Annotated in this window: 20 protein-coding genes; 6 read left to right on the top strand and 14 right to left on the bottom strand. The window is 71.8% G+C overall.

Translation table 11 applies throughout. The annotated features are described in order from the left end of the window. Window positions 1–52 precede the first annotated feature (52 nt). Entirely contained in the window at window positions 53–745 is a 693-nt protein-coding gene (locus tag ACH4F6_RS16585; RefSeq protein ID WP_397960863.1) for a LuxR C-terminal-related transcriptional regulator, read from the bottom strand. Window positions 746–980: 235 nt separating this feature from the next. Between ACH4F6_RS16585 and ACH4F6_RS16580 the strand changes: the two genes are divergently transcribed. Next, window positions 981–2,339 carry a hydrolytic protein gene (locus tag ACH4F6_RS16580; protein WP_397960862.1) on the top strand — a complete coding sequence of 453 codons (1,359 nt, stop codon included), beginning with the start codon at window positions 981–983 and terminating at the stop codon, window positions 2,337–2,339. Between the two features lie 210 nt (window positions 2,340–2,549). On the opposite strand, the gene ACH4F6_RS16575 is transcribed toward ACH4F6_RS16580, so the two are convergent. After that, window positions 2,550–3,767 carry an FAD-dependent monooxygenase gene (locus tag ACH4F6_RS16575; protein ID WP_397960861.1) on the bottom strand — a complete coding sequence of 406 codons (1,218 nt, stop codon included), beginning with the start codon at window positions 3,765–3,767 and terminating at the stop codon, window positions 2,550–2,552. Window positions 3,768–3,852: 85 nt separating this feature from the next. On the opposite strand from ACH4F6_RS16575, the gene ACH4F6_RS16570 reads away from it, so the two are divergent. Then, the gene (locus ACH4F6_RS16570) at window positions 3,853–4,437 is read left to right on the top strand and encodes a TetR/AcrR family transcriptional regulator (RefSeq protein ID WP_397960860.1); all 585 of its coding nucleotides are present in this window, start codon (window positions 3,853–3,855) and stop codon (window positions 4,435–4,437) included. 658 nt (window positions 4,438–5,095) lie between these two features. Here the strand turns inward: ACH4F6_RS16570 and ACH4F6_RS16565 are convergent. From ACH4F6_RS16565 to ACH4F6_RS16555, 3 genes are all read right to left on the bottom strand, one after another. Continuing rightward, window positions 5,096–5,725: a TetR/AcrR family transcriptional regulator gene (locus tag ACH4F6_RS16565; protein WP_397960859.1), complete on the bottom strand. Its 630-nt coding sequence runs from the start codon at window positions 5,723–5,725 to the stop codon at window positions 5,096–5,098. 142 nt (window positions 5,726–5,867) lie between these two features. Continuing rightward, the gene (locus tag ACH4F6_RS16560) at window positions 5,868–7,259 is read right to left on the bottom strand and encodes an amidase (protein ID WP_397960858.1); all 1,392 of its coding nucleotides are present in this window, start codon (window positions 7,257–7,259) and stop codon (window positions 5,868–5,870) included. Then, complete coding sequence (locus ACH4F6_RS16555; protein WP_356792578.1) at window positions 7,246–7,452, bottom strand: hypothetical protein; 207 nt, start codon at window positions 7,450–7,452, stop codon at window positions 7,246–7,248. The genes ACH4F6_RS16560 and ACH4F6_RS16555 overlap by 14 nt, the downstream gene beginning before the upstream one ends. 148 nt (window positions 7,453–7,600) lie before the next feature. Here ACH4F6_RS16555 and ACH4F6_RS16550 point away from each other — a divergent pair, with 148 nt between their 5' ends. Beyond that, entirely contained in the window at window positions 7,601–8,926 is a 1,326-nt protein-coding gene (locus ACH4F6_RS16550; protein ID WP_397960857.1) for an MFS transporter, read from the top strand. 11 nt (window positions 8,927–8,937) lie between these two features. After that, a complete protein-coding gene (locus tag ACH4F6_RS16545; protein ID WP_397960856.1) occupies window positions 8,938–9,873 on the top strand; it encodes an MBL fold metallo-hydrolase in 936 nt (311 codons plus the stop codon). A gap of 745 nt (window positions 9,874–10,618) precedes the next feature. Here ACH4F6_RS16545 and ACH4F6_RS16540 read toward each other — a convergent pair. The 4 genes from ACH4F6_RS16540 to ACH4F6_RS16525 all read right to left on the bottom strand — a co-directional run bounded on the left by ACH4F6_RS16540 (window position 10,619) and on the right by ACH4F6_RS16525 (window position 15,068). Continuing rightward, entirely contained in the window at window positions 10,619–11,011 is a 393-nt protein-coding gene (locus tag ACH4F6_RS16540; protein WP_397960855.1) for a type II toxin-antitoxin system death-on-curing family toxin, read from the bottom strand. Further along, window positions 11,008–11,202, bottom strand: coding sequence for a ribbon-helix-helix protein, CopG family (locus ACH4F6_RS16535; RefSeq protein WP_037672007.1), 195 nt, complete (start codon window positions 11,200–11,202; stop codon window positions 11,008–11,010). Before ACH4F6_RS16535 ends, ACH4F6_RS16540 begins: the two co-directional genes overlap by 4 nt. A gap of 277 nt (window positions 11,203–11,479) precedes the next feature. Next, the gene (locus ACH4F6_RS16530; protein WP_397960854.1) at window positions 11,480–12,832 is read right to left on the bottom strand and encodes a class I SAM-dependent RNA methyltransferase; all 1,353 of its coding nucleotides are present in this window, start codon (window positions 12,830–12,832) and stop codon (window positions 11,480–11,482) included. 130 nt (window positions 12,833–12,962) lie between these two features. Beyond that, on the bottom strand, window positions 12,963–15,068 hold the full coding sequence (locus ACH4F6_RS16525) for an APC family permease (RefSeq protein WP_397960853.1): 2,106 nt from the start codon (window positions 15,066–15,068) through the stop codon (window positions 12,963–12,965). Window positions 15,069–15,459: 391 nt separating this feature from the next. Between ACH4F6_RS16525 and ACH4F6_RS16520 the strand changes: the two genes are divergently transcribed. Then, the gene (locus ACH4F6_RS16520; RefSeq protein WP_397960852.1) at window positions 15,460–16,131 is read left to right on the top strand and encodes a potassium channel family protein; all 672 of its coding nucleotides are present in this window, start codon (window positions 15,460–15,462) and stop codon (window positions 16,129–16,131) included. Beyond that, the gene (locus ACH4F6_RS16515; protein ID WP_397960851.1) at window positions 16,128–16,805 is read left to right on the top strand and encodes a potassium channel family protein; all 678 of its coding nucleotides are present in this window, start codon (window positions 16,128–16,130) and stop codon (window positions 16,803–16,805) included. Before ACH4F6_RS16520 ends, ACH4F6_RS16515 begins: the two co-directional genes overlap by 4 nt. Window positions 16,806–16,926: 121 nt before the next feature. Here the strand turns inward: ACH4F6_RS16515 and ACH4F6_RS16510 are convergent, their stop codons facing one another. The 5 genes from ACH4F6_RS16510 to ACH4F6_RS16490 form a co-directional block, all read right to left on the bottom strand. Further along, complete coding sequence (locus tag ACH4F6_RS16510; protein ID WP_397960850.1) at window positions 16,927–17,685, bottom strand: DUF3159 domain-containing protein; 759 nt, start codon at window positions 17,683–17,685, stop codon at window positions 16,927–16,929. A 3-nt stretch (window positions 17,686–17,688) separates the two neighbouring features. Next, window positions 17,689–18,087 carry an OB-fold nucleic acid binding domain-containing protein gene (locus tag ACH4F6_RS16505; protein ID WP_397960849.1) on the bottom strand — a complete coding sequence of 133 codons (399 nt, stop codon included), beginning with the start codon at window positions 18,085–18,087 and terminating at the stop codon, window positions 17,689–17,691. A gap of 165 nt (window positions 18,088–18,252) precedes the next feature. Continuing rightward, window positions 18,253–19,017 (bottom strand): DUF3710 domain-containing protein, encoded by a 765-nt coding sequence (locus tag ACH4F6_RS16500; RefSeq protein WP_397960848.1) that lies wholly within the window; start codon window positions 19,015–19,017, stop codon window positions 18,253–18,255. 1 nt (window position 19,018) lies between these two features. Then, entirely contained in the window at window positions 19,019–19,570 is a 552-nt protein-coding gene (dut, locus tag ACH4F6_RS16495) for a dUTP diphosphatase (protein WP_397960847.1), read from the bottom strand. Continuing rightward, on the bottom strand, window positions 19,567–20,151 hold the full coding sequence (locus ACH4F6_RS16490) for a PaaI family thioesterase (RefSeq protein ID WP_397960846.1): 585 nt from the start codon (window positions 20,149–20,151) through the stop codon (window positions 19,567–19,569). The genes dut and ACH4F6_RS16490 overlap by 4 nt, the downstream gene beginning before the upstream one ends. Window positions 20,152–20,209: the final 58 nt, after the last annotated feature.

Raw genomic sequence — 20,209 nt, 5'->3', positions numbered from 1 at the left:
CGGGCACCGCCGTCTTCCCCTCCGCCGTCGGGCGGTCCGTCGAAGGGACCTGTCAGATCAGTCCGTTGCGCAGCGCGTAGCCCACCGCGTGGGCCCGGTTGCGCAGTTGGAGCCGCGTGATGATCTCGTGCAGGACGTTCTTGACGGTCCTCTCGGAGTACGAGGTCTTGCGGGCGATCTCCGCGGTGTCCAGGCCCTCCGACACCAGGCGCAGCATGTCCGCCTCGCGCGTGGTGAGCGTGGACAGGGACAGGGCCCCGGGGTCGAGCCCCGAGCGCTGGAGACTGCCGACGTGGCCGAGCAGCTCACCGAGCAGATCGCCGGGCAGCACCCCCTCGCCGTTGGCCGTCGCCAGGACCAGCCGCACGAGCTGGTCCTGGTCGGCCTCGGCGCGGCGCAGCACCGCCGACACACCGCACTCGATGACGCGTTGCAGCCCGCCGCCCCCGAGGGTGCCTATCACCAGGCCGGTGCGGGTGGTGCTGTTGTACCGCAGCCGGTTCAGCAGGGCGGCCACGTCGTCGTCGATGCCGTCCACGACCACCAGCGAGACCTGGGCCCGCTCCGCGTCGACGTCGTCCACGAGTTCGATCTCGGGGCGCTGGCGTAATTGCTGGACGACGCCGGCCCGCAGCACCGGGTCGGCGGCGTAGACGGCCACGCTCGCCCGGGCCGGTCGACCGGAGCGAGAGGTGCGGTGGATCGAGCCGGTCCGGACGAGATCATGTGTCGTGGCGTCGGACATGACAGGACCGTTCTCCTCTGCGCGGAACATGGGACACCTGTTTTCATGAGTCGGTGGGGGGTTGGGTGATACAGCGGGAGGCGATCACAGGTCAGTGGTGCGCCGAAGACGGCTCGCCACAGTAAGAGGCCATCGTGACAAGTGAGTTGACGGTGGATTGCCGGGCAGCGTCACTGCCCGCGCATTGCCCTCCCGTCCCTCCCCGGCCGGTCGGGCTCCTCCTTACGGTGAGGGCGTGACGCCTTCCGCAGCCTCTTCCGGTCCCGGTGCGCCCGGCCTCGACATCCCGGCCGTGACCGTGACGCCGGGTGACATCGCCACCACCAGCCTGACCGTGCGCAACGACAGCGACATCGTCGAGGCGTACGACCTGAAGGTCGTCGGCGACTGCGCCGCCTGGACCACCGTGGAACCCGAGCGCGTCTCCCTCTACCCCGGCACCTCCGAGACGGTGACGCTCCGTCTGGCGCCGCCGCGCTCCCCGGAGGTCCGGGCCGGCGAGTCGCCCCTCGGCGTACGGGTCCTGCCGAACGAGCACCCCGAGTCGGTCAAGGTCCTCGAGACCACCGTGCACGTCGGGGAGTTCCACGAGCTGAAGACCGAGCTCGCCCCCCGCCGCCGGCGTGGCTGGCTGCGCGGCCGCTATCTGCTGGCCGTGCGCAACCAGGGCAACACCCCGGTGCAGGTGCGCTTCGCCCCCGGCCAGGCCGGCGAGGAACTGGGATTCGCCTTCGCCCCGGCGGAGCCGAAGCTGGAACCCGGGGAGTCGACGGAGGTCCGGCTGCGGGTCCGCACCGCCAAGCCGGTGTGGTTCGGCAACCCCGTGGTGTGGCCGTTCACCGTGGACACCCGCGAGACCGGCGAGCAGGAGGAGACGGCGGAGACCCGCTGGGACGAGTCCGTCGTCCGCTCGCCGCTGGACGCGGAGTTCGTCCAGATACCGGTCTTCCCGAAGTGGCTGCTCGCCGTGCTCGCCGCGCTGCTCGCGCTGTTGCTCGCCTGGTTCGCGCTGGTCCGTCCCGCGGTGCGCAGCGCCGCCAAGGAGGCGGCCACCGAGGCGGCGCAGGCGCGCACTCCCCCGGCCGGCGAGCAGGCGGGCGGGGAGTCCCCCGGCACCGGCACCGGTGCCGGTACGGGCAGCCGGCCCGGTGGCGGCCAGGAGTCGGGGGCGGCGACCGGACCGGGCGGAGGCGGCGGAGGCTCCTCGGCCGAGGGCGGCACCGCGGCCGGCGCCGGTCAGCAGAGCTCGGCGACCATCGACCTGAAGACGGGCACCGGGCAGACCAGGACCGGCACCTACGAGGTGCCCGCGGACAGCGTCTTCGGGGTCACGGACATCGTCGTCGCCAATTTCCAGGGCGACGAAGGGGTGATGACGATCACCTTCGGCGACCGCAAGATCACCACGATCGCGCTGGAGACGTTCCGCAACCAGGACTACCACTGGGTCACCCCCATCAAGATCCCCGAGAACGACACGGTGACCATCAACGTGACCTGCGCGAAGCCCGGTACACCGGCCACGGGCCGACAGGCGCAGGAATGCCACGAGGTCCTCAACGTGAGCGGAGTGCTCAGCCGCACCACCGAGTGAATCGGACGCTCCCTTTCCGACTCATTCTCGATCGCTGGCGACTACATCTGTAAAGCTCCGAAACCCTTTCGGCCTGAAATCGATAACCCGGGTCTCAAAAGCAGCACCCGACGGCTCCCGTCACACACACCGGATGTGGCACGACTCACTGACGGCGAGAACCCCAGGTCTCTGACCTGGGGTTCTCGCCGTCAGCGCCGCTCCTCGACGTCAGCGCCGCTCCTCGACGTCGGCGGGGGTGCGCGCGGAGGCGGGGGCGGGACCGGAAGGGGGTTGCCAGCCGAGGACCGTGTCCAGGGCCCTCATCGCGACCGCCCGCGGCGTGGCCCGTACCGCGAGGTTCCGGACGGACACGGCGAGGGGGTGGGAGATCCGGGCGAGCTCACCGGTGCGTCGGGAGCGGCGGCCGATACGGGTGGTTCGCCCGCGTCTTGCCTTCGTGTAGGCGGCGAGCGCGGCCGGTACGTCGGTGTCGCGCGGTGCGAGGAGGTGCGCCACGACGACCGCGTCCTCGATGGCCTGGCAGCCGCCCTGGCCCATGTTGGGCGTCATCGCGTGGGCGGCGTCACCGAGCAGGGCCACCCGGCCGGCGTGGAACCGGGGCAGGGGCGAGGCCAGTTCGTGGAAGTCGTGGTGGAGGATGCCGACCGGGTCGGGGTTCCGCCGGTCCAGCCGGTCCAGCAGCGCGGGTATCGGATCGTGCCACGCGCCGAAGCGCCGGGTCAGCTCCGCGTGGTGGTCGGCCGGCCGCGCGGCGGGGCCGGTGACGGCGGTGGCGTACACGTAGATCCTGCCGTCGACGAGGGGAACGACGCCGAACCGCTCGCCCGGGCCCCAGGTTTCGGCCGCCTGCTGGGGAGGCAGGCCGGCGCCGGGCACCACCGCCCGCCATCCGGCCTCACCGGCGTGCCGCAGTCCGGGGTGCCGGGGGAAGAGCTGTCCGCGGAGCACGCTGCGCATGCCGTCGGCCGCCACCACGACGTCGGCGTCCAGGTCGCCCGCCGTCGTGCGCACGACGACCGTGCCCTCGGCGTCGTCCACACCGGTCACCGACACGCCGAAGCGCACGACGCCCGGCGGAAGGGCGGCGGCGAGGGCGTCGATCAGGAAGCCGCGGTGCACGGCGCGCGCGGAGAGCCCGTAGCGGGCGGACAGAGCACCGCTGTCGGACCGGCTCAGCCACACGCCGTCGGGTGTGCGCAGCCCGACCGGACCGGGCAGGGCGTCACCCGCCCACGTCTCGGGGCCCAGGCCGATCGATTCCAGAGCGCGCAGTGCGTTGGGGGCGAGCACGATGCCGGCGCCGGCGCCCGTGAGGGCGGAAGCCCGTTCGCACACGGTCACGCGCCATCCGCGGCGGCTCAGGGCCACCGCCGCGGCCAGGCCCCCGACGCCGCCTCCGGCCACGACAGCATGACGAACACCCATGCCGAACGCCTCCCCACTCGCCGACGCGCTGCCTCTACAGGTGTAGAGGCCGATACCCCGCACTCTACACCTGTAGAGTGCGGGGGTGTCCCTCCCCGATCGCCGAGACCTGATCGCCGACGCCGCCATCAGCACCGTGGCCGCCGCCGGGCTGCGCGGGCTGACCCACCGCGCGGTCGACGCCGCCGCGGGGCTGCCGGCCGGCAGCACGTCGTACTACTTCCGCACGCGCAGTGCTCTGATCAGCGCCTGCTACCTCCGCCTGGCCGAACTGTCGGTCGCCGACGTGGACCGGTGGGAGGCGGAGCACGGGCGCCCGGACCCGGACTCCGCCGCGGAGGCGCTGGCCGCGCTGCTGCACCACTGGCTGACGGTGGAGCGGGACCGCCAGCTCGCCCGCTTCGAACTCAGCCTGGAGGCGACCCGCCGCCCGGAGCTGCGTGCCGACCTGCGGACCGCCGGCCTCGCGGCACGGTCCAGGGCAGCCGCCCTGCTCGCGGCGCTCGGCGCCCCCCGTCCGGCGCCGGCCGCGGATCTGCTCGTCGCCTGGACCGACGGCCTGCTGTACGACCGGCTCGCCGGCGCCACGGCCGCGACCCGCCCGGCGCCCGAGGTGACCGAGCTGACCCCGGTCGTCCGGCGGATGCTCGCCGCCGCGCTCTCCGTCTGACTGCCGCCCCTGCGCGTCGGCGCCCTGCCGCTCGACCGGGGCTCCAGCACGGCGGCCCCCAGGGGACGAGGCGCCCGTGATTCCTCGTTTCCGCCGAGCCCTGACGTGCGGCTCGGGTGACGGCCTCAGCGTGATCGACGGATGCCGGCGCATCCCGCGCAGCCGGGCTCGTCCGCGCTCGCGCGCACGCCCCCCGCACCTGCCGGCTGCCCAGGACGAGCGTCGTCCGTGCGTCACGAAGACACCGCGGCGGGGTGGCGCCGACCCGCGCATCGCCCCCGAACCCCAGGGAACCGCAGCCCGGACGGGGTCCTCCGCGGCCCCCTGCTGGACATCACGAGACAGGTCGAGACGCGTCGGCGCCCCTGCCTGACCGCGGGTCAGCGGCTCTTGCCCGCGGGCTCCAGGATCGCCACGCACTCCACGTGGTGCGTCATCGGAAAGATGTCCCGACAGGATGGATCTCGCACAACACCAGGTCAGGGGCCGTTTTCTGCTCCACCGAAGGGCCCTTCGTACGCACGGAGCGTCAAACGGGCGTCACGCCCAAGGGCCACGTCCTGGTCGGTCGTTGCCGGTGATTTCAGGACCCCTGCCAGTACAGCCGGCCGCTTGGCCTCCACGGCCCAGTGGCCAGACCACCCGATGAGCGAAGTGGTCAGTTGTCGGGTTTCTTCTTCGAGCGCCGAGGGGCGGCGGCCTGGGTGGGGCGAGCGCCGGCCTCGGTCTGCTGGGCGTACACGGCGTTCGTCACGAGCTCGCGCGCGTATGCGGCGTCCAGTCGGCCAGGACGGAAGAGGATGCGGTACATGATCGGCGCCACGACACGGTCGATCAGCAGTTCCGTCTCGGGCACCGGCTCCCCCCGCTGCACCGCACGGGCCAACACGACGTCGATCTGCTCTGCGGCATACGCCGAACACTGACCGGCATTGGTTCCGTCGGGGTCGCCGAGCAGGGCGTCCCGGATGTAGGCGCGCCCGGGCGGCGAGGCCATCTCGTCGAGGAACTGTTCCGCCCACGCGTCGAGATCGGCCCGCAGGCTTCCGAGATCGGCCGGATCCGTTTCCGGGCGCAGTCGTTCGACGGCCACGTCGGACAGGAGTTCCTGCAGGTCGCCCCAACGACGGTAGATCGTGGAGGGGGTCACGCCCGCCCGAGTGGCCACCATCGGGACCGTGAGCGCGTCGCGGCCCACCTCCTCTACGAGTTCACGTACCGCCGCATGGACGGACTCCTGTACGCGTGCGCTGCGCCCGCCGGGGCGAGCCATGGGCCTGGGACTCATGCGATCCACCTTAATGCGATTTCGTTGCTTCAAGGCGGTGGCCGGCGTCGGCGGCCCGCGGGGCCACGCATCCGGGCGCCCGAGCACGGCGGACGCCCCTGCAGCGACGCGACCGCGTGCCGGCCGGAACGTCCGCCTTCCCTCAGGCAGCGAGGGGAGCGAGCCGCCCCGCACCGGCCACCGACTCCTCGTAGACCCGGCCCACACGGAGCACCGTCGCGTCGTGGAAGGGGCGCGCCATCAGCTGCATACCGATCGGCAGTCCGGCGCGGTCGTGACCGACCGGCAGGGTGAGGGCCGGGACACCGGTGATGTTGGCCGGGGCACAGAGGCGGACGTAGCTGTCCGACACGGACTCGGTCGTGCCATCGGCCCACTCGACGGCTTCCTGCCCCGCCTCGGCGGCGGTCATCGGCACCGTCGGCGCGGCGAGGACGTCGATTCCGTCGAACATGCGAGCCCAGGCGTCCCGCATCATGGTGCGGGCCCGCTGGGCGCGGAGGTAGTCGCCCGCAGAGGTGAGTTCGCCGGCCTCCAGCAGGATGCGAACGTCCGCCGCGTACAGGTCGGGGGTGGCCCGCAGCGACCGCTCGTGGTAGGCGGTGGCCTCGGGAACCATCAGCCCCCACTGAACGGCCTGGATGTAACGCGCCATCGGGATCTCGACGTCGATGAGCTCCGCCCCCAGCTCCGCCAGCCGCTCGATCGCGCCGCGTACGGACTCCTCGACCTCGGGCGTGACCCGGTCGAAGTAGTGGTTCCGCGGTACGCCGACCTTCAGTCCCCGCAGGTCGCCTCCCGGGAAGCGGTCCGGCATCGGGCCGGACACGCTCGCCGGGTCGCGCGGGTCGTGGTCGGCGGTCGCCGACAGCACCAGCGCGACGTCCTGGACGGTGCGGGCGAGAGGGCCCACGTGGTCCAGGGACCAGGACAGCGAGGTCACGCCTGTGCGTGGGACCAGGCCGTAGGTCGGCTTGAGGCCCACCACGCCGTTCAGGGCCGCGGGGACCCGGATGGAACCGCCCGTGTCCGTGCCCATGGCGAACGTCGCCCCTCCGGCGGCGACAGCCACCGCCGAGCCGCCGCTCGATCCGCCCGCGACCCGGCTGTGGTCCCAGGCGTTGTTCGTCTGCGGGGTGGTCAGGCCGTAGGCGAACTCGTGCGTGTGCGTCTTGCCCAGGAGGACGGCCCCGGCGGCGCCCAGCCGTTCGGCCACCCGGCTGTCGCGTTCCGCCACGTGCCTTGCCCGGACGTGCGAGCTCGCCGTGGTGGGCATCCCCTCTGCGTCGATCAGATCCTTGAGCGCCATGGGGATCCCGTGCAGCGGCCCGCGCGGTCCGCTTCCGGAGATCTCCTGTTCGGCGCGGACCGCTGCGGCCAGGGCCGCGTCGGCGACGACGGTGACGTAGGCGCCCAGCCGTCCTTCGACGGCGGCGATACGGGCGAGCACCGATTCGGTGAGTTCGACGGGGGACAGCTCCCGTGCGCGCACCGCACGGGAGGCTTCGGTCAGCGACAGCTCAAACGGTTGCATCGGCGTTCCCCTGTCCGGCTCGGTAGGAGGACGCGGGAGGGGTCTCGCCGAAATCGAGCTCGCGCAACGTGCTGATCACGGAGTGGATGTGGTTGGCCGTCATGGCCACTCCTTCGTGTCGGTCGTCCCCGAGGGGGAGCCCCGCCCGTAGCGCCCCTCGGGCTGCCTCTCGGGGGGTGAGTTCGCTGGTCATGGCTTCCTTCCGGATCTGTGCGGCGCGACGGGGCCGGGTTGGTACAGGCCCCCCGACCACCGTAAAAGCGAATCGTTTGCTTTAGTCGATCGTAGGATCTACGGTGACTTAAAGCAAACCAATCGCTTTTAGCACGGGAAGGACCCTCATGCAGAGCGTCCCCGCGGGCCTCGCGCCTCCCCGCACCTCCCCATCCGGACGTCTGCCGTTCGCATTGCACGCCTCGATCCTGATCGCGCTGCTCGCCGCATCCAGCGCGCCGACCCCGCTGTATCCCCACTACCAGGCTCAGTGGCAGTTGTCGTCCCTCGGCATCACCGTGGTCTTCAGCGCCTACGCTCTGGCGCTCCTGATCACACTGCTGACGACCGGAACCCTTTCCGACCATGTCGGACGCCGCCCCGTGCTCCTGGGCGCGCTCGCGGTCCAGGTCGCCTCCATGGCACTGTTCGCGACGGCCGGCGGCCTGACCACCCTGATCGGCGCCCGCGTGCTGCAGGGCATCGCGACTGGCGCGGCGACCAGCGCGGCAGGTACGGCCCTCCTCGACCTGGAAGATCCCGCCCGGCCGGGTCGCCCCGCTCTGGCCAACAGCATCGCGCCGGTGACGGGCATGGCGGCCGGTGTCCTGGCAGCCACCCTCATGGTGCGCTTCGCCCCCGTCCCGACGATCACGGTGTACGCGGCCCTGATCGCCGTGTTCGCCGTGCAGGCCATCGCCCTTGTCTCGACGTCCGAGACCGTCCGCCGCCGTCCCGGAGCACTGCGCTCGATGCGGCCCCACCTGGCGCTGCCGTCGGCGGCCGCCCACGCTCTCCTGCGCAACGGCGCCGGCGTCGTCGCCGTCTGGGCACTCGGCGGCTTTTACTCGTCCCTGGGACCGGGCTTCACACGGCTCATCTCCCCCGGCGGACCCGAATACGCCGGCGGCATGGTCTTCTTCACGCTGACGGCCGTCGCCGCCCCGACGGTGTACTTCACGCGCAGGATGCGTGCCGACGTCTCCGCTCTCCTCGGGAGCTGCGCGGTGATTCCGGCGGCCGTCCTGACCCTGGGTGCCCTCCATCTCGCCGGCCCCGTACTTCTCTTCGCCGGGGCGGCGCTGGCCGGGTTCGGCTTCGGAGCCGTCTCCCAGGGTGCGCTGCGCGCGGTCGTCGACTCGGTCCCGGCCCGGAAGAAGGGCGGCACGCTCGCCTCCTATTACGTACTCAGCTACCTGGCGATGAGTCTGCCCGCCATCGGCGCCGGCGCCCTCACCGCCGGCTTCGGGCTGCGTGCGGCAGCACTGGCCCATGCCGGCTGCGTGGCCGTACTGGCGACCGTCGCAGTCGCGACGCTGACCGCGCCGCTGCGCAGTCGGCGCCGGACACCGTCCCCGGACGCCCACTCCCGCCCGGCAACGAGCAGCTGCACATCCGCCTCACCCGACACACCCGCTCCAGACGTCTCCGTCCTCGCGACCCACAACAGGTAAGGAAGATCGCCGTGTTCACCTCATCGCGAACGACCAAGTCCCCTACTCCCGCCGCCTCTTCCTGGACGGTGGGCAACCACACCGTACGACGCATCGACGAAGTGGTCCTGCCCGCCCAGACCGGTCCGTGGCTGCTGCCCGGGGCAACCACCGACCTCGTGAGCCGGACTCCCTGGCTGAGCCCCGAATTCGCCGACGAACAAGGCGTCCTGCGCCTGGCGAGTCACAGCTTCGCCGTCGAGGTGGACGGCATGCGGGTGCTGGTGGACACCGGCATCGGAAACGGGAAGCGGCGCGCCAACCCCGCCTGGCACAACCTGAACAGCGACTACGAAGCACGGCTACGGGCGGCGGGCTTCGCGCCGGAGAGCGTCGACGTCGTGGTCCTGACCCACCTCCACGCCGACCACGTGGGGTGGAACACGCGTGCCCAGGGCGACGACTGGGTGCCCACCTTCCCGAACGCGCGCTATCTCACCTCACGCACCGAGTGGGACTACTGGGCGGGTGTCGACATGGAGGAGGCGCGTCGGCAGATGTTCCGGGACTCGGTCCATCCCGTCCGGGAAGCAGGTCTGCTCGACCTCATCGATGTCGCGGACGAGGGCACGGACGTCGCGCCGGGCATCCGTCTGCTGCCCGCCCCCGGCCACACACCGGGGCAGGTAACGGTGGAACTGAGCAGCCGTGGCGAGACCGCATTGGTCACCGGCGACAGCATCCACCACCCGGTCCAGATGGCGCATCCGGAGCTCTGCAGCTGTGTGGACGTCGCTCCCGAACTCGCGGCCAGGACCCGGAACCAGGTGCTCGGCTCACTGGCCGGTACGTCGACTCTCCTGCTGGGGAGCCACTTCCCGCCGCCGACCGCCGGACACGTGCTACCCGAGGACGGCGGGTACCGACTGGTCCCGGCTCCCTCAGGGGTCACGCCCATCGGCGGCTGAAGCGGATCGGAGCACCCGGGACGTGCCGCGCACCGAGTCGCACCGAGTCCGTGCGGGTGACGTCCTGGGCGTCCGCGACCGGACGGCCCGGAGCGACTATGAGGCTCCTCCGGCATGCGTTCCGTCGTCACCGGAACTCTCGGCGTCCGCGACAGACAGCCGGCGCACGGTGGACAGCCGCATCAGCGGGGGAGTCCAGCACGGTCCTGTCACCCAGTCGGGCAGCGTTGCCGGGCTGACCTTCCACGTGGATCACGTCGATCGCCAGTAGCTCCAGTAGCTCCAGCACAGAGAGGGCACCGCGCGCTCCTGCACTCGGCCGACCCGTTCCCGCTCCGGCTCGGATGACGGGGGTGCCGTGGGCAACGCGAGTCGGCTGCCCCGGGGCAGCCGTGCCGCACAGCTACGCACGCCTGATGGTCACGGCACCCCGGAATCCATATCCGGCGAGGTCGACGTCGCGTCGAGCGACGGGGACCGGCAAGAGGTATGCGTCGACTCAGGTGTCCCCGTCGCCGCGTTGGCGCAGGGGGCGTCGATCGCATCGGCGCCGGGTACGTGACGCCGGGGTGAGGCACCCGGCGTCACCCGGTGACCCGAGCCAGGAACTCGAGCGGAAAGCCTGCGGCTGCGATCCGGTATCCCGCGTCTGAAGGGAGCCACGCCTTCCCGTGCACAGCGGCCCATTCCGACTTGACCTGAGCAGGTACGGACCGCGCGTGCCCTGCCCTCACGTCGTCGAACGTCAGGAAACGGGGAACCAGACCGCCAGGCGCTTGGCGATGACCGCTACATCGATGTTGTCCTGCGCGACGTCCTCGACGAACGGGCCGGCCACGGAGACGGGCGGCGGGACGATACTGGCACTGACGCCGTTGAACCGCAGGAAGACGCGCATGGCCAGCCAGGCAGTGCGCTTGTTGCCGTCGATGAGTGCGTGATTACGGGCGACGGAGTGCAGCAATGCCGCAGCCTTCTCGTGCAGCGTGGGATACAGCTCGGCTCCGAACACGTTCGTCCGGGGCCGCTCGATCGCTGACACCAGAAGGCCCATGTCACGCACACTGTGCTCCGTACCGTTGACCGTACGGGCGACGGCCAGGATCTCGTCGAGCTGGATGTAGCGCACATCGGTCACTTCAGGTAGTCCAGAATCTCCGCATCACTGTCCATGAGCTCGGCCAGAACGTCATCGACCTTCAGCTCGGCCCGGTTCTGGGCGTCACGGATGGCCTCGATGGCGAGTTCCTGCTTGCTGCGGCCCTCCCGACGAGCCCGCTCGGTGAGCTTCGCGTCAAGGTCGTCGGGGAGTCGAAGTGTCATCGCCATGCGACCATGATACCAGGCCGGTATCAACGGCGCTCTCGCTCCGTGAGCGCGGAACCAAGCGGTCGCCGGCACAACGTGAAGGCGCGGTGGAGACGCCGTCATGAGCGTCGTCCGAGCGTCAGAAATCCCCGAAGAGACACCTGGAGGCGTCGCCCCGGTGCAGCGCGTTCCTCGCGAACTCGCAAGCCGGAGAGCTCTCAAGGATCGACCCGCCCGATTGAACCGCTGCACGGAGGGAAACAGGTCGAGCAACCCACCAGAGCAACAAAACCGCAGGTCAGGAGCCCTTCGCGGCCGGTTCGAGGATCGCCACGCACTCCACGTGGTGCGTCATCGGGAACAGGTCGAACGCCCGCAGCGTCCGCACCCGGTACCCGCCGTCCCGGAAGTACCCGAGGTCCCGCGCCAGCGCGGCCGGGTCGCAGGCCACGTACGCGATGCGCCGCGCGCCCAGGGACGTCAGGTGCTCCACGGTCGTGCGGCCGGCCCCCGCGCGCGGCGGGTCGAGGACGACGAGGTCGACCTCGGTGATCCCGGTGCGCGGCAGCACGCTCTCGACCTTGCCCTGCTCGATCCGCACCCGGTCGAAGCCGGCGAGGTTGTGCCGGGCGTCCTCGACGGCCCGCTTGCCGGACTCGATGCCGAGCACCGCGCCCTTCTCGCCGAGCCGGTCGGCGAGCGCCCCCGCGAACAGGCCGACGCCGCAGTACAGGTCGAGGGCGGTCTCGCCCTTGCGCGGCAGCAGGCCCTGCATGACCGCGGTCACCAGGGTGTCCGCCGCCTTCGGGTGGACCTGCCAGAAGCCGCCGTTGCCGACGCGGTAGGTACGGCCGTCGGCGCGCTCGCGGACGAAGGGGCGGCCGTGGACCCGGTGGATCCCGCCGTCCTTCTCGCCGACCCGCAGGACGGAGACGGGCCGGTCCAGCTCCACGAGCGGCAGCCGCGCGCCCGGCCGGGGCGTCAGGACGACCTGCCGGTCCTGCGAACCGGTCGCCGCGATCGCCTCGACGGAGGCCATGCCGCTCCAGTCCCGCTTCTCGACGCCGAGCTCACTGACGCCCTCCGCGGCGATCATGCAGTGGTCGATCGGCTCGACCTCGTGCGAGCGGTGGCGGCGCAGCCCGGCGTTGCCGTCGGCGTCCACCGCGTACTGCACGCGCGTGCGCCACTGCGGCACCCGGCCCGCCGGCACCTTGTCGCCCTCGGCCGGCATCACCGTGCCGTCCCAGCCGGCCTCCTCGGGCGTGAGGCCCGCGAGCCGGCGCAGCTGCTCGGCGACGACCTCGCCCTTCATGCGGCGCTGGGCGCCGGGCTTGGCGTGCTGCCAGTCGCAGCCGCCGCAGCGGCCGGGGCCGGAGAAGGGGCAGGGGGCCTCGACCCGGTCCTTGGACGCCGAGAGGATCTCCACCGCGTCCGCGCGCAGGAAGCGGGCGCCCTCCTCGCCCTCGGTCACCCGGGCCACGACCCGCTCGCCGGGCAGCGCGTGCCGGACGAACAGCACCTGGCCCGAGTCCGTACGGGCGATGCAGTGGCCGCCGTGGGCGACGGGGCCGATCTCGACCTCGTACTCCTCGCCCACCGGCGAGGACCCCTGCGAGCCCGCCTGCGACTTCTTCGGTTCTGCCTGCATGGCGGGGTGACTCCACAACGTCGAACGAGGAACGGCCGGACAACAGCCCACCAGTCTACGTGGCTGTCGTCCGGCCGTTCACCACGAGCCGGTCGGACCCGGCCGGCCCGGCGTCAGGCTCCGAGCCGTGTCAGGCCTGCGGGCCCGAGGAGCCCGGCGTCCCCGGGGATCCCGCCGGTCCCGAGCCGCCCGGGCCCGACGGTTCCTTCGTCCGGTTCTCGGCCGCGGGGCCGCGCCGCACCGAGCCCGGGGCGTTCCACTCCTGCCGCTTGCGGGCCCGCTTCCTCGCCGCCTCCGAGGACTGCAGCTGGTACGGCACCGAGGTCACCATCACGCCCGGCGTGAACAGCAGCCGGCCCTTCAGCCGCAGGGCGCTCTGGTTGTGCAGCAGGTGCTCGTACCAGTGGCCGACCACGTACTCGGGGATGATCACCGACACCGCGTCGCGCGGCGACTCCCGGCGCAGGCTCTTGACGTACTCGATGATCGGCCGCGTGATCTCGCGGTAGGGCGAGTCGAGGACCTTCAGCGGTACGTCGATGCCGCGCCGTTCCCATTCCTCGCGCAGCATCCTGGTCTCCGCCGGGTCGACGTTGACGGTGAGCGCCTCCAGGGTGTCGGAGCGCATCAGCTTGGCGTAGGCCAGGGCGCGCAGCGTCGGACGGTGGATCTTGGAGATGAGCAGGACCGAGTGGACGCGCGAGGGGCGGACGCTGTCGTCGCTCGGGCCCTCGGAAGCGACGAGCTCCGCGGCCACGCCGTCGTAGTGGCGGCGGATGGCGGTCATCGTCCCGTAGAAGATGACCATGCCGAGGAGGGCGACCCAGGCGCCGTGGGTGAACTTGGTGACGAGGACGACGACCAGGACCAGGCCGGTGAAGAAGGCGCCGAAGGTGTTGATCGCGCGCGAACGGACCATGTGCCGGCGCTGGGCCGGGTCGGTCTCGGCGGCCAGGTGGCGGTTCCAGTGGCGGACCATGCCGATCTGGCTGAGCGTGAACGACACGAACACGCCGACGATGTACAGCTGGATCAGGCGCGTGGAGTCGGCGCCGTAGATCACGATCAGCAGGGTGGCCGCGCCGGCCAGCAGCACGATGCCGTTGGAGAACGCCAGGCGGTCGCCGCGGGTGTGCAGCTGGCGCGGCAGGTAGCGGTCCTGGGCGAGGATCGAGCCGAGCACCGGGAAGCCGTTGTAGGCGGTGTTGGCGGCGAGGAACAGCACCAGGGCGGTGGCGGCGGCGAGCACGAGGAAGAAGAAGCTGCCCGCGCCGAAGACGGCCTCGGCGACCTGGGTGATCACCGGGTCCTGGACGTAGCCGGAGCCGACGGCGACCCCGTTGTGCAGGAGGTCCACGGCCGGGTTCTCGGCCATGCGGACGTCGGTGACCAGGGCCAGCACGATGATGCCGCAGAACATGGTGACGGCGAGCAGGCCCATCAGCGCGAGGGTGGTGGCCGCGTTCCTGGACTTGGGCTTGCGGAAGGCCGGCACGCCGTTGGAGATCGCCTCCACGCCGGTGAGCGCGGCACAGCCGGAGGAGAAGGCGCGCAGCAGGAGGAAGAGCAGCGCGAAGCCGGCCAGTCCCTGGTGCTCGGGCTTGATCGTGTACTCGGCGGTCGGCGCCCGCATGGTGTCGTCCAGGACCAGTCCCCGGAAGGCGCCCCACAGGATCATGAGGAAGACGCCGCTGACGAACACGTACGTCGGGATCGCGAAGAGCTTGCCGGACTCCTTGACGCCCCGCAGGTTCATCAGCGTCAGCAGGACGACGACGGCGACCGCGCAGGCCACCTTGTGCTCGACGACGAACGGGACCGCGGAGCCGAGGTTCTCGATGCCGGAGGCGATGGAGACGGCGACGGTCAGGACGTAGTCGACGAGCAGCGCGCTGGCGACGGTGAGGCCGGCCTTGGGGCCGAGGTTGGTGGTGGCCACCTCGTAGTCGCCGCCGCCGCTGGGATAGGCGTGGACGTTCTGCCGGTAGGAGGCCACCACGGTGAACATCAGGACGACGACCGCGACGGCGATCCACGGGCTGAAGTGGTAGGCCGACACACCCGCGATGGACAGGACCAGCAACACCTCCCCGGGCGCGTAGGCCACGGAGGAGAGCGGGTCGGAGGCGAAGACGGGTAGGGCGATGCGCTTCGGCAGGAGCGTTTCTCCGAGCCGATCACTACGCAGAGCGCGCCCGATGAGGATCCGTTTGGGCACGTCGGTCAGTTTGGACACAACAGAGCATCGTAGGCCTTCGAACACGGGACCGCCCACTTGCCACCCTCTCGTGGACATCCCTTCTCCCACGACCGGGCCGGCCGTCCGGCCGTGGCCGGTTTTCTCCCGTTGCGTCCGTCCGGCGGCACGCATGCCGTTCGACCCGTGGGACGGATGCGGCGGGTCCGGCGGCGAGGGGCCGGCGGCCCGGTGTTGCCGCTACGTTGGACCCGGGCCCTCGGCGGCGGTCCCACGACCCCCGGGCGGGATCAGGCGCGGGATTCCCCGGCATGATGGTGCCCGGTGGTCCGCATGCGAGCCGCCACGTGTACCCGGGCGAGCCGAGAGAGGAACATGAGCACGACAATGACACGGGCCGGAGAGCCTGTGGGGAGCGTGGTGTAGGGCCATGCACATCGTCATCATGGGCTGCGGCAGAGTGGGCTCCGCCCTCGCCCAGACCCTGGAGCAGCAGGGGCACACGGTCGCCGTCATCGACCGGGACCCCACCGCCTTCCGGCGTCTGGGCTCCTCCTTCGGCGGCCGCCGGGTCACCGGGGTCGGCTTCGACCAGGACACCCTGCGCGAGGCGGGCATCGAGGAGGCCGGCGCCTTCGCCGCCGTCTCCAGCGGCGACAACTCCAACATCATCGCCGCCCGCGTCGCCCGCGAGATGTTCGGCATCGAGAACGTCGCCGCCCGCATCTACGACCCCCGCCGCGCCGAGGTCTACCAGCGCCTGGGCATCCCGACGGTGGCCACGGTCCGCTGGACCGCCGACCAGATGCTGCGCCGGCTGCTCCCCTCGGGCGCCGAGCCCCTGTGGAGCGACCCCACCGGCGGCGTCCAGCTCGCCGAGGTGCACGCCTCCGCCGCCTGGGTCGGCCACAAGATCAGCGCGCTGCAGGAGGAGACGGGCGTCCGGGTGGCGTTCCTGACCCGTCTCGGCGAGGCGATCCTGCCCACCTCGCAGACGGTGCTCCAGGAGGGCGACCTGGTGCACGTGATGATGCGCACCGACGAGGTCGAGAAGGTCGAGGCGTCGTTCGCCGAGGGCCCGAAGGAGGCCGGTCACCGATGAGGGTCGCCATTGCCGGGGCCGGTGCCGTCGGCCGCTCGATCGCGGGCGAACTGCTGGAGAACGGCCACGAGGTCCTGCTCGTCGACAAGGCGCCGACCGCCATCTCGGTCGAGCGCGTCCCGCAGGCGGAGTGGCTGCTGGCCGACGCCTGCGAGATCACGTCACTGGACGAGGCGGCGCTCCAGCGCTGCAACGTCGTGATCGCCGCGACGGGCGACGACAAGGTCAACCTGGTCGTCTCCCTGCTCGCGAAGACGGAGTACGGCGTCCCGCGCGTCGTCGCCCGGGTCAACAACCCGAAGAACGAGTGGCTGTTCAACGAGGCCTGGGGGGTGGACGTCGCCGTCTCCACGCCCCGCCTGATGTCGGCCCTGGTCGAGGAGGCGGTGAGCGTCGGCGACCTGGTCCGGCTGCTGCGCTTCAGCCACGGCGACGCCAACCTCGTCGAACTGACCCTCCCCGAGGAGTCGGCCCTGGCCGGCACCCAGGTCGGCGACGTGGAGTGGCCGGAGGACACCTCCCTGGTCACCATCATCCGCGGCACCCGCGTGCTGACGCCGTCCCGCGAGGACTCCCTGGAGCCGGGCGACGAGCTCCTGTTCGTGGCCGCCCAGGCGCGGGAGGAGCAGCTGGAGGACCTGCTGTCGGTCCGCCGCGCGGACACGGACGGCTGAGCCGGCCCGCCGCCGGCGAGGACGCGGCCCGGCCCGCCCCGTGACGGGGGCGCGGTCCGGCCCACGACGAGGAGGGGCGCCCGGAGATCTCCGGGCGCCCCTCCTCGTCCCACCGCTGTGGCTAGTCCTCCCGGCGGTGCCGGCCGCCGGCCGACTCGCCCCGCTCCTCGGCCGCCGCGGCCTCGCGCTCCTCCTCGGCCTTCTCGGCCGCCTCCATCTCGGCGAAGACGTCGATCGGCGCCGGCGCCTTCGCCAGGAAGACCCAGGTCAGCCACACGGCCAGCAGGAACGGCGGGATCTTCAGCGCGACCAGCACCCAGCCCAGCTGCGTCGTGTCGGCCCACCAGTACAGCGGGAACAGGATCGCGCACTTGCCGAGCAGGATGAGTCCCCAGGCCCAGCTGGCCTTGGCGTACGCCTTCTTGCGCCCGGGGTTGCGGGTGCGCCAGGAGAGGTTCTCCTTGAAGACCGGGCCGAGGATCAGCCCGAGCAGCGGCACCCCGCACAGCGTCGTGACGATGTACGCCAGCGACAGGCCCAGCGTGTAGAGCATGCCGGGCAGGTAGAAGTCCTTCGCGTTGCCGGTCATCATCGCGAACACGACACCGAAGGCGACGCCGAAGACACCGCTGAAGGCGTGCTTGACGGTGTCCTTCATCGCCAGGCGGACCACGACCAGGACCAGCGACACCGCGAGCGCGGCGATCGCGGACATGTGCAGGTCCTTGTTGATCGTGTAGATCGTGACGAAGAGCAGGCCGGGCAGCACCGTCTCGACCATGCCCCGCACCCCGCCGAACGCCTCGAAGAGCGCGGCCTCCGTCACCGCCCGGGCGTCGTCCTGCTGAGTGTCTTCGGTCGGCTTGTCGAGCGACGTCACCGGCTACTCCCTACCGAGGGGTCTCAGTTCGTACTTCGGGTTGAACAGCACCCGGCGGCCCCGGCTCATCGAGACCCGGCCCGATGCTATGAGGCGGCGCCCCGGTTCTATCCCCGTGATGGAACGCCTGCCGAGCCACACGACGTCCAGCGCCGCGGAGCCGTCGAACAGCTCGGCCTCCAGGGCGGGGACTCCGGCACGCGGCCGCAGAGTGACCGTGCGCAAGGTACCAGTAACCGTCACTATCTGCCGGTCCTGACAGTCTCCGATCCGGGTGCAGCCGGCGGTCTCCGCGTCCTCCCGCAGCTCCTCGGACTCCAGGTCCTCCTGCGACGAGGAGAGCCGGTCCAGCATGCGCCGGAACCGGCCCGCCGGCTTTTCGGAACGAGGAACAGCACTCATATCAGAAGCGTACCGGGGCGCACCGGCACGGCCGCAGCCGCGTGCCCCGCCGGGCCCGGCTCGCTTCCCGGACCGGCGCACCGCCCCGATGGGGCGCGGAGGCGCCGGGGCCGCACAGGCGGAAAGGGCCGCACCCCGAGGGGTGCGGCCCTTGTCCCGTACCGGTCAGCGGACCTCGGTGATCTCCGGTCCGCGCTGGAGCTGGCCCATGCCGCCGGAGAAGCGGGAGCCGGCCTCCTCCTGCTGGACGCCCTCGGGAACCATCTGGGCGTCGTTCGGCAGCTTGAGGACGATCGGGTCGCGGGGCGCCATCGGGCCCTCGCCGCGGACCACGACCGTGTCCCGGAAGATCTGCTCGAGCAGGCCGGCCGCCTGCGGCTGCACCGCGCCCTGGCCCGAGATCACGCCGCGCAGGAACCAGCGGGGGCCGTCCACGCCGACGAACCGCACGACGTGGAAGCCGCCCGTGCCGTCCGGCAGCTGCACCGGGACCTGGGCCCGCAGCTCCCAGCCCAGCGGGCCCTCGACCTCGTCGACGATGCCGCCCTGCTGGGTGATGCCGGAGCCGATCTCCTCGCGCACCTCGCCCCAGATGCCCTCGCGCTTGGGCGCGGCGAACGCCTGGAGCTGGATGGCGCTGTCGCGGAGCACGACGGTGGCCGCGACGATCGCGTCGCCCGCGACCTCGACCCGCAGCTCCATGCCGTCGACCCCGGGCACGAACAGCCCGCCGAGGTCCACCCGGCCCTCGGCCGGGTCGCGCACCTCCGAGCTGTCCCACGGCCCGTCGGGCCGCGGCTCCGGCTCGAGCCGCACGCGCTCGCGCTCGCCCTCCACGTCGTCCGCCTCAGTGTCGACACTGTCGACGACCTGCTCGGCCTCGCCGGCCGCGTCCTCGGCGGCACCCTTCTTCTTGCGACGTCCGAACACGTCACTGTCCTTCCCGGTCGGATACGACCGAAGCGTATCGATTCCCACCCGTCGCGCCGCCCACGGCGGCCTGACCGCTTGTGCCGCCCCCGTCGCCCACGGCGGCATGGCCGCCGGTGGACCCGAAGCCCCCCTCGGCCCGCGCCGAGCCGGGAAGCTCCGCGACCTCCTGGAAGCGGACCCTCTCGACCTGCTGGACGACCAGTTGGGCAATCCGGTCGAAGCGCTCGAACCGCACCGACTCGCGCGGGTCGAGATTCACCACGATCACCTTGATCTCCCCACGGTACCCGGCATCAACCGTCCCCGGGGCATTCACGAGGGCGACGCCGCACCGGGCGGCGAGCCCCGACCGGGGATGCACGAAGGCCGCGTACCCCTCGGGGAGCGCGACGGACACCCCCGTGGGCAGCACGGCCCGCTCCCCCGGCGCCAGTTCGCGGCTCTCGGTGGTCCGCAGATCGGCCCCCGCGTCACCGGGGTGCTCGTACGCCGGGAGCGGTACGTCGGGGTCGACCCGCCGGATCAGGACGGGTACGGGAGGGCGGCTCACGGGTTCACCTCGAAGGCACGGACGCGCCGGACCTGGTCCGGGTCGCTCATGGCGGCCTGGATCTCCTCCTCACGACCGTGGTGGACGAAGTGCTCGACCTCGACCTCGACGAAGAGGGCGTCGGCGCGGACGGCGACGGGCCCGTCGGGGCCGCCGATCCGTCCGGTGGCGGTCGAGTAGATCTTGCGGCCGGCCACCGCCGTCACCTCGGCCTCCAGGTGCAGCGTCGTCCCGACGGGCACGGGCCGCACGAAGTCGGTCTCCAGCCGGCCGGTCACGGCGATCGTCCGCAGCAGCCAGTTCAGCGAGCCGAGCGTCTCGTCCAGCGCGCTGGTCAGGACCCCGCCGTGGGCCAGCCCGGGCGCCCCCTGGTGGGCGGGCCGCACGGTGAACTCGGCGGTGACGGTCACGCCCTCCCCGGCCCTCGCCGCCAGGTGAAGGCCGTGCGGCTGCCCGCCGCCGCACCCGAAACACTGTTCGTAGTGCGCACCGAGGAGCTCGCCGGGAACGGGAGCGTCGGGGTGCCGAACCGGTTTCACGGCGTCGGCCGGGGGCTGCAGAGCTGCGGAAGTACCACTCACAGCCGCAGACCTTACCCGCCCGTCCGGAGCCCTCCGCCACCCCGACCGGCCGTGCTGC

Origin of the sequence: Streptomyces sp. NPDC017936 (genome assembly GCF_044328485.1) — a bacterium.
GTDB lineage: Bacteria > Actinomycetota > Actinomycetes > Streptomycetales > Streptomycetaceae > Streptomyces.
The sequence above is the reverse complement of the archived record's forward strand: the minus strand, read 5'-3'. Positions and strand labels throughout refer to the sequence as shown.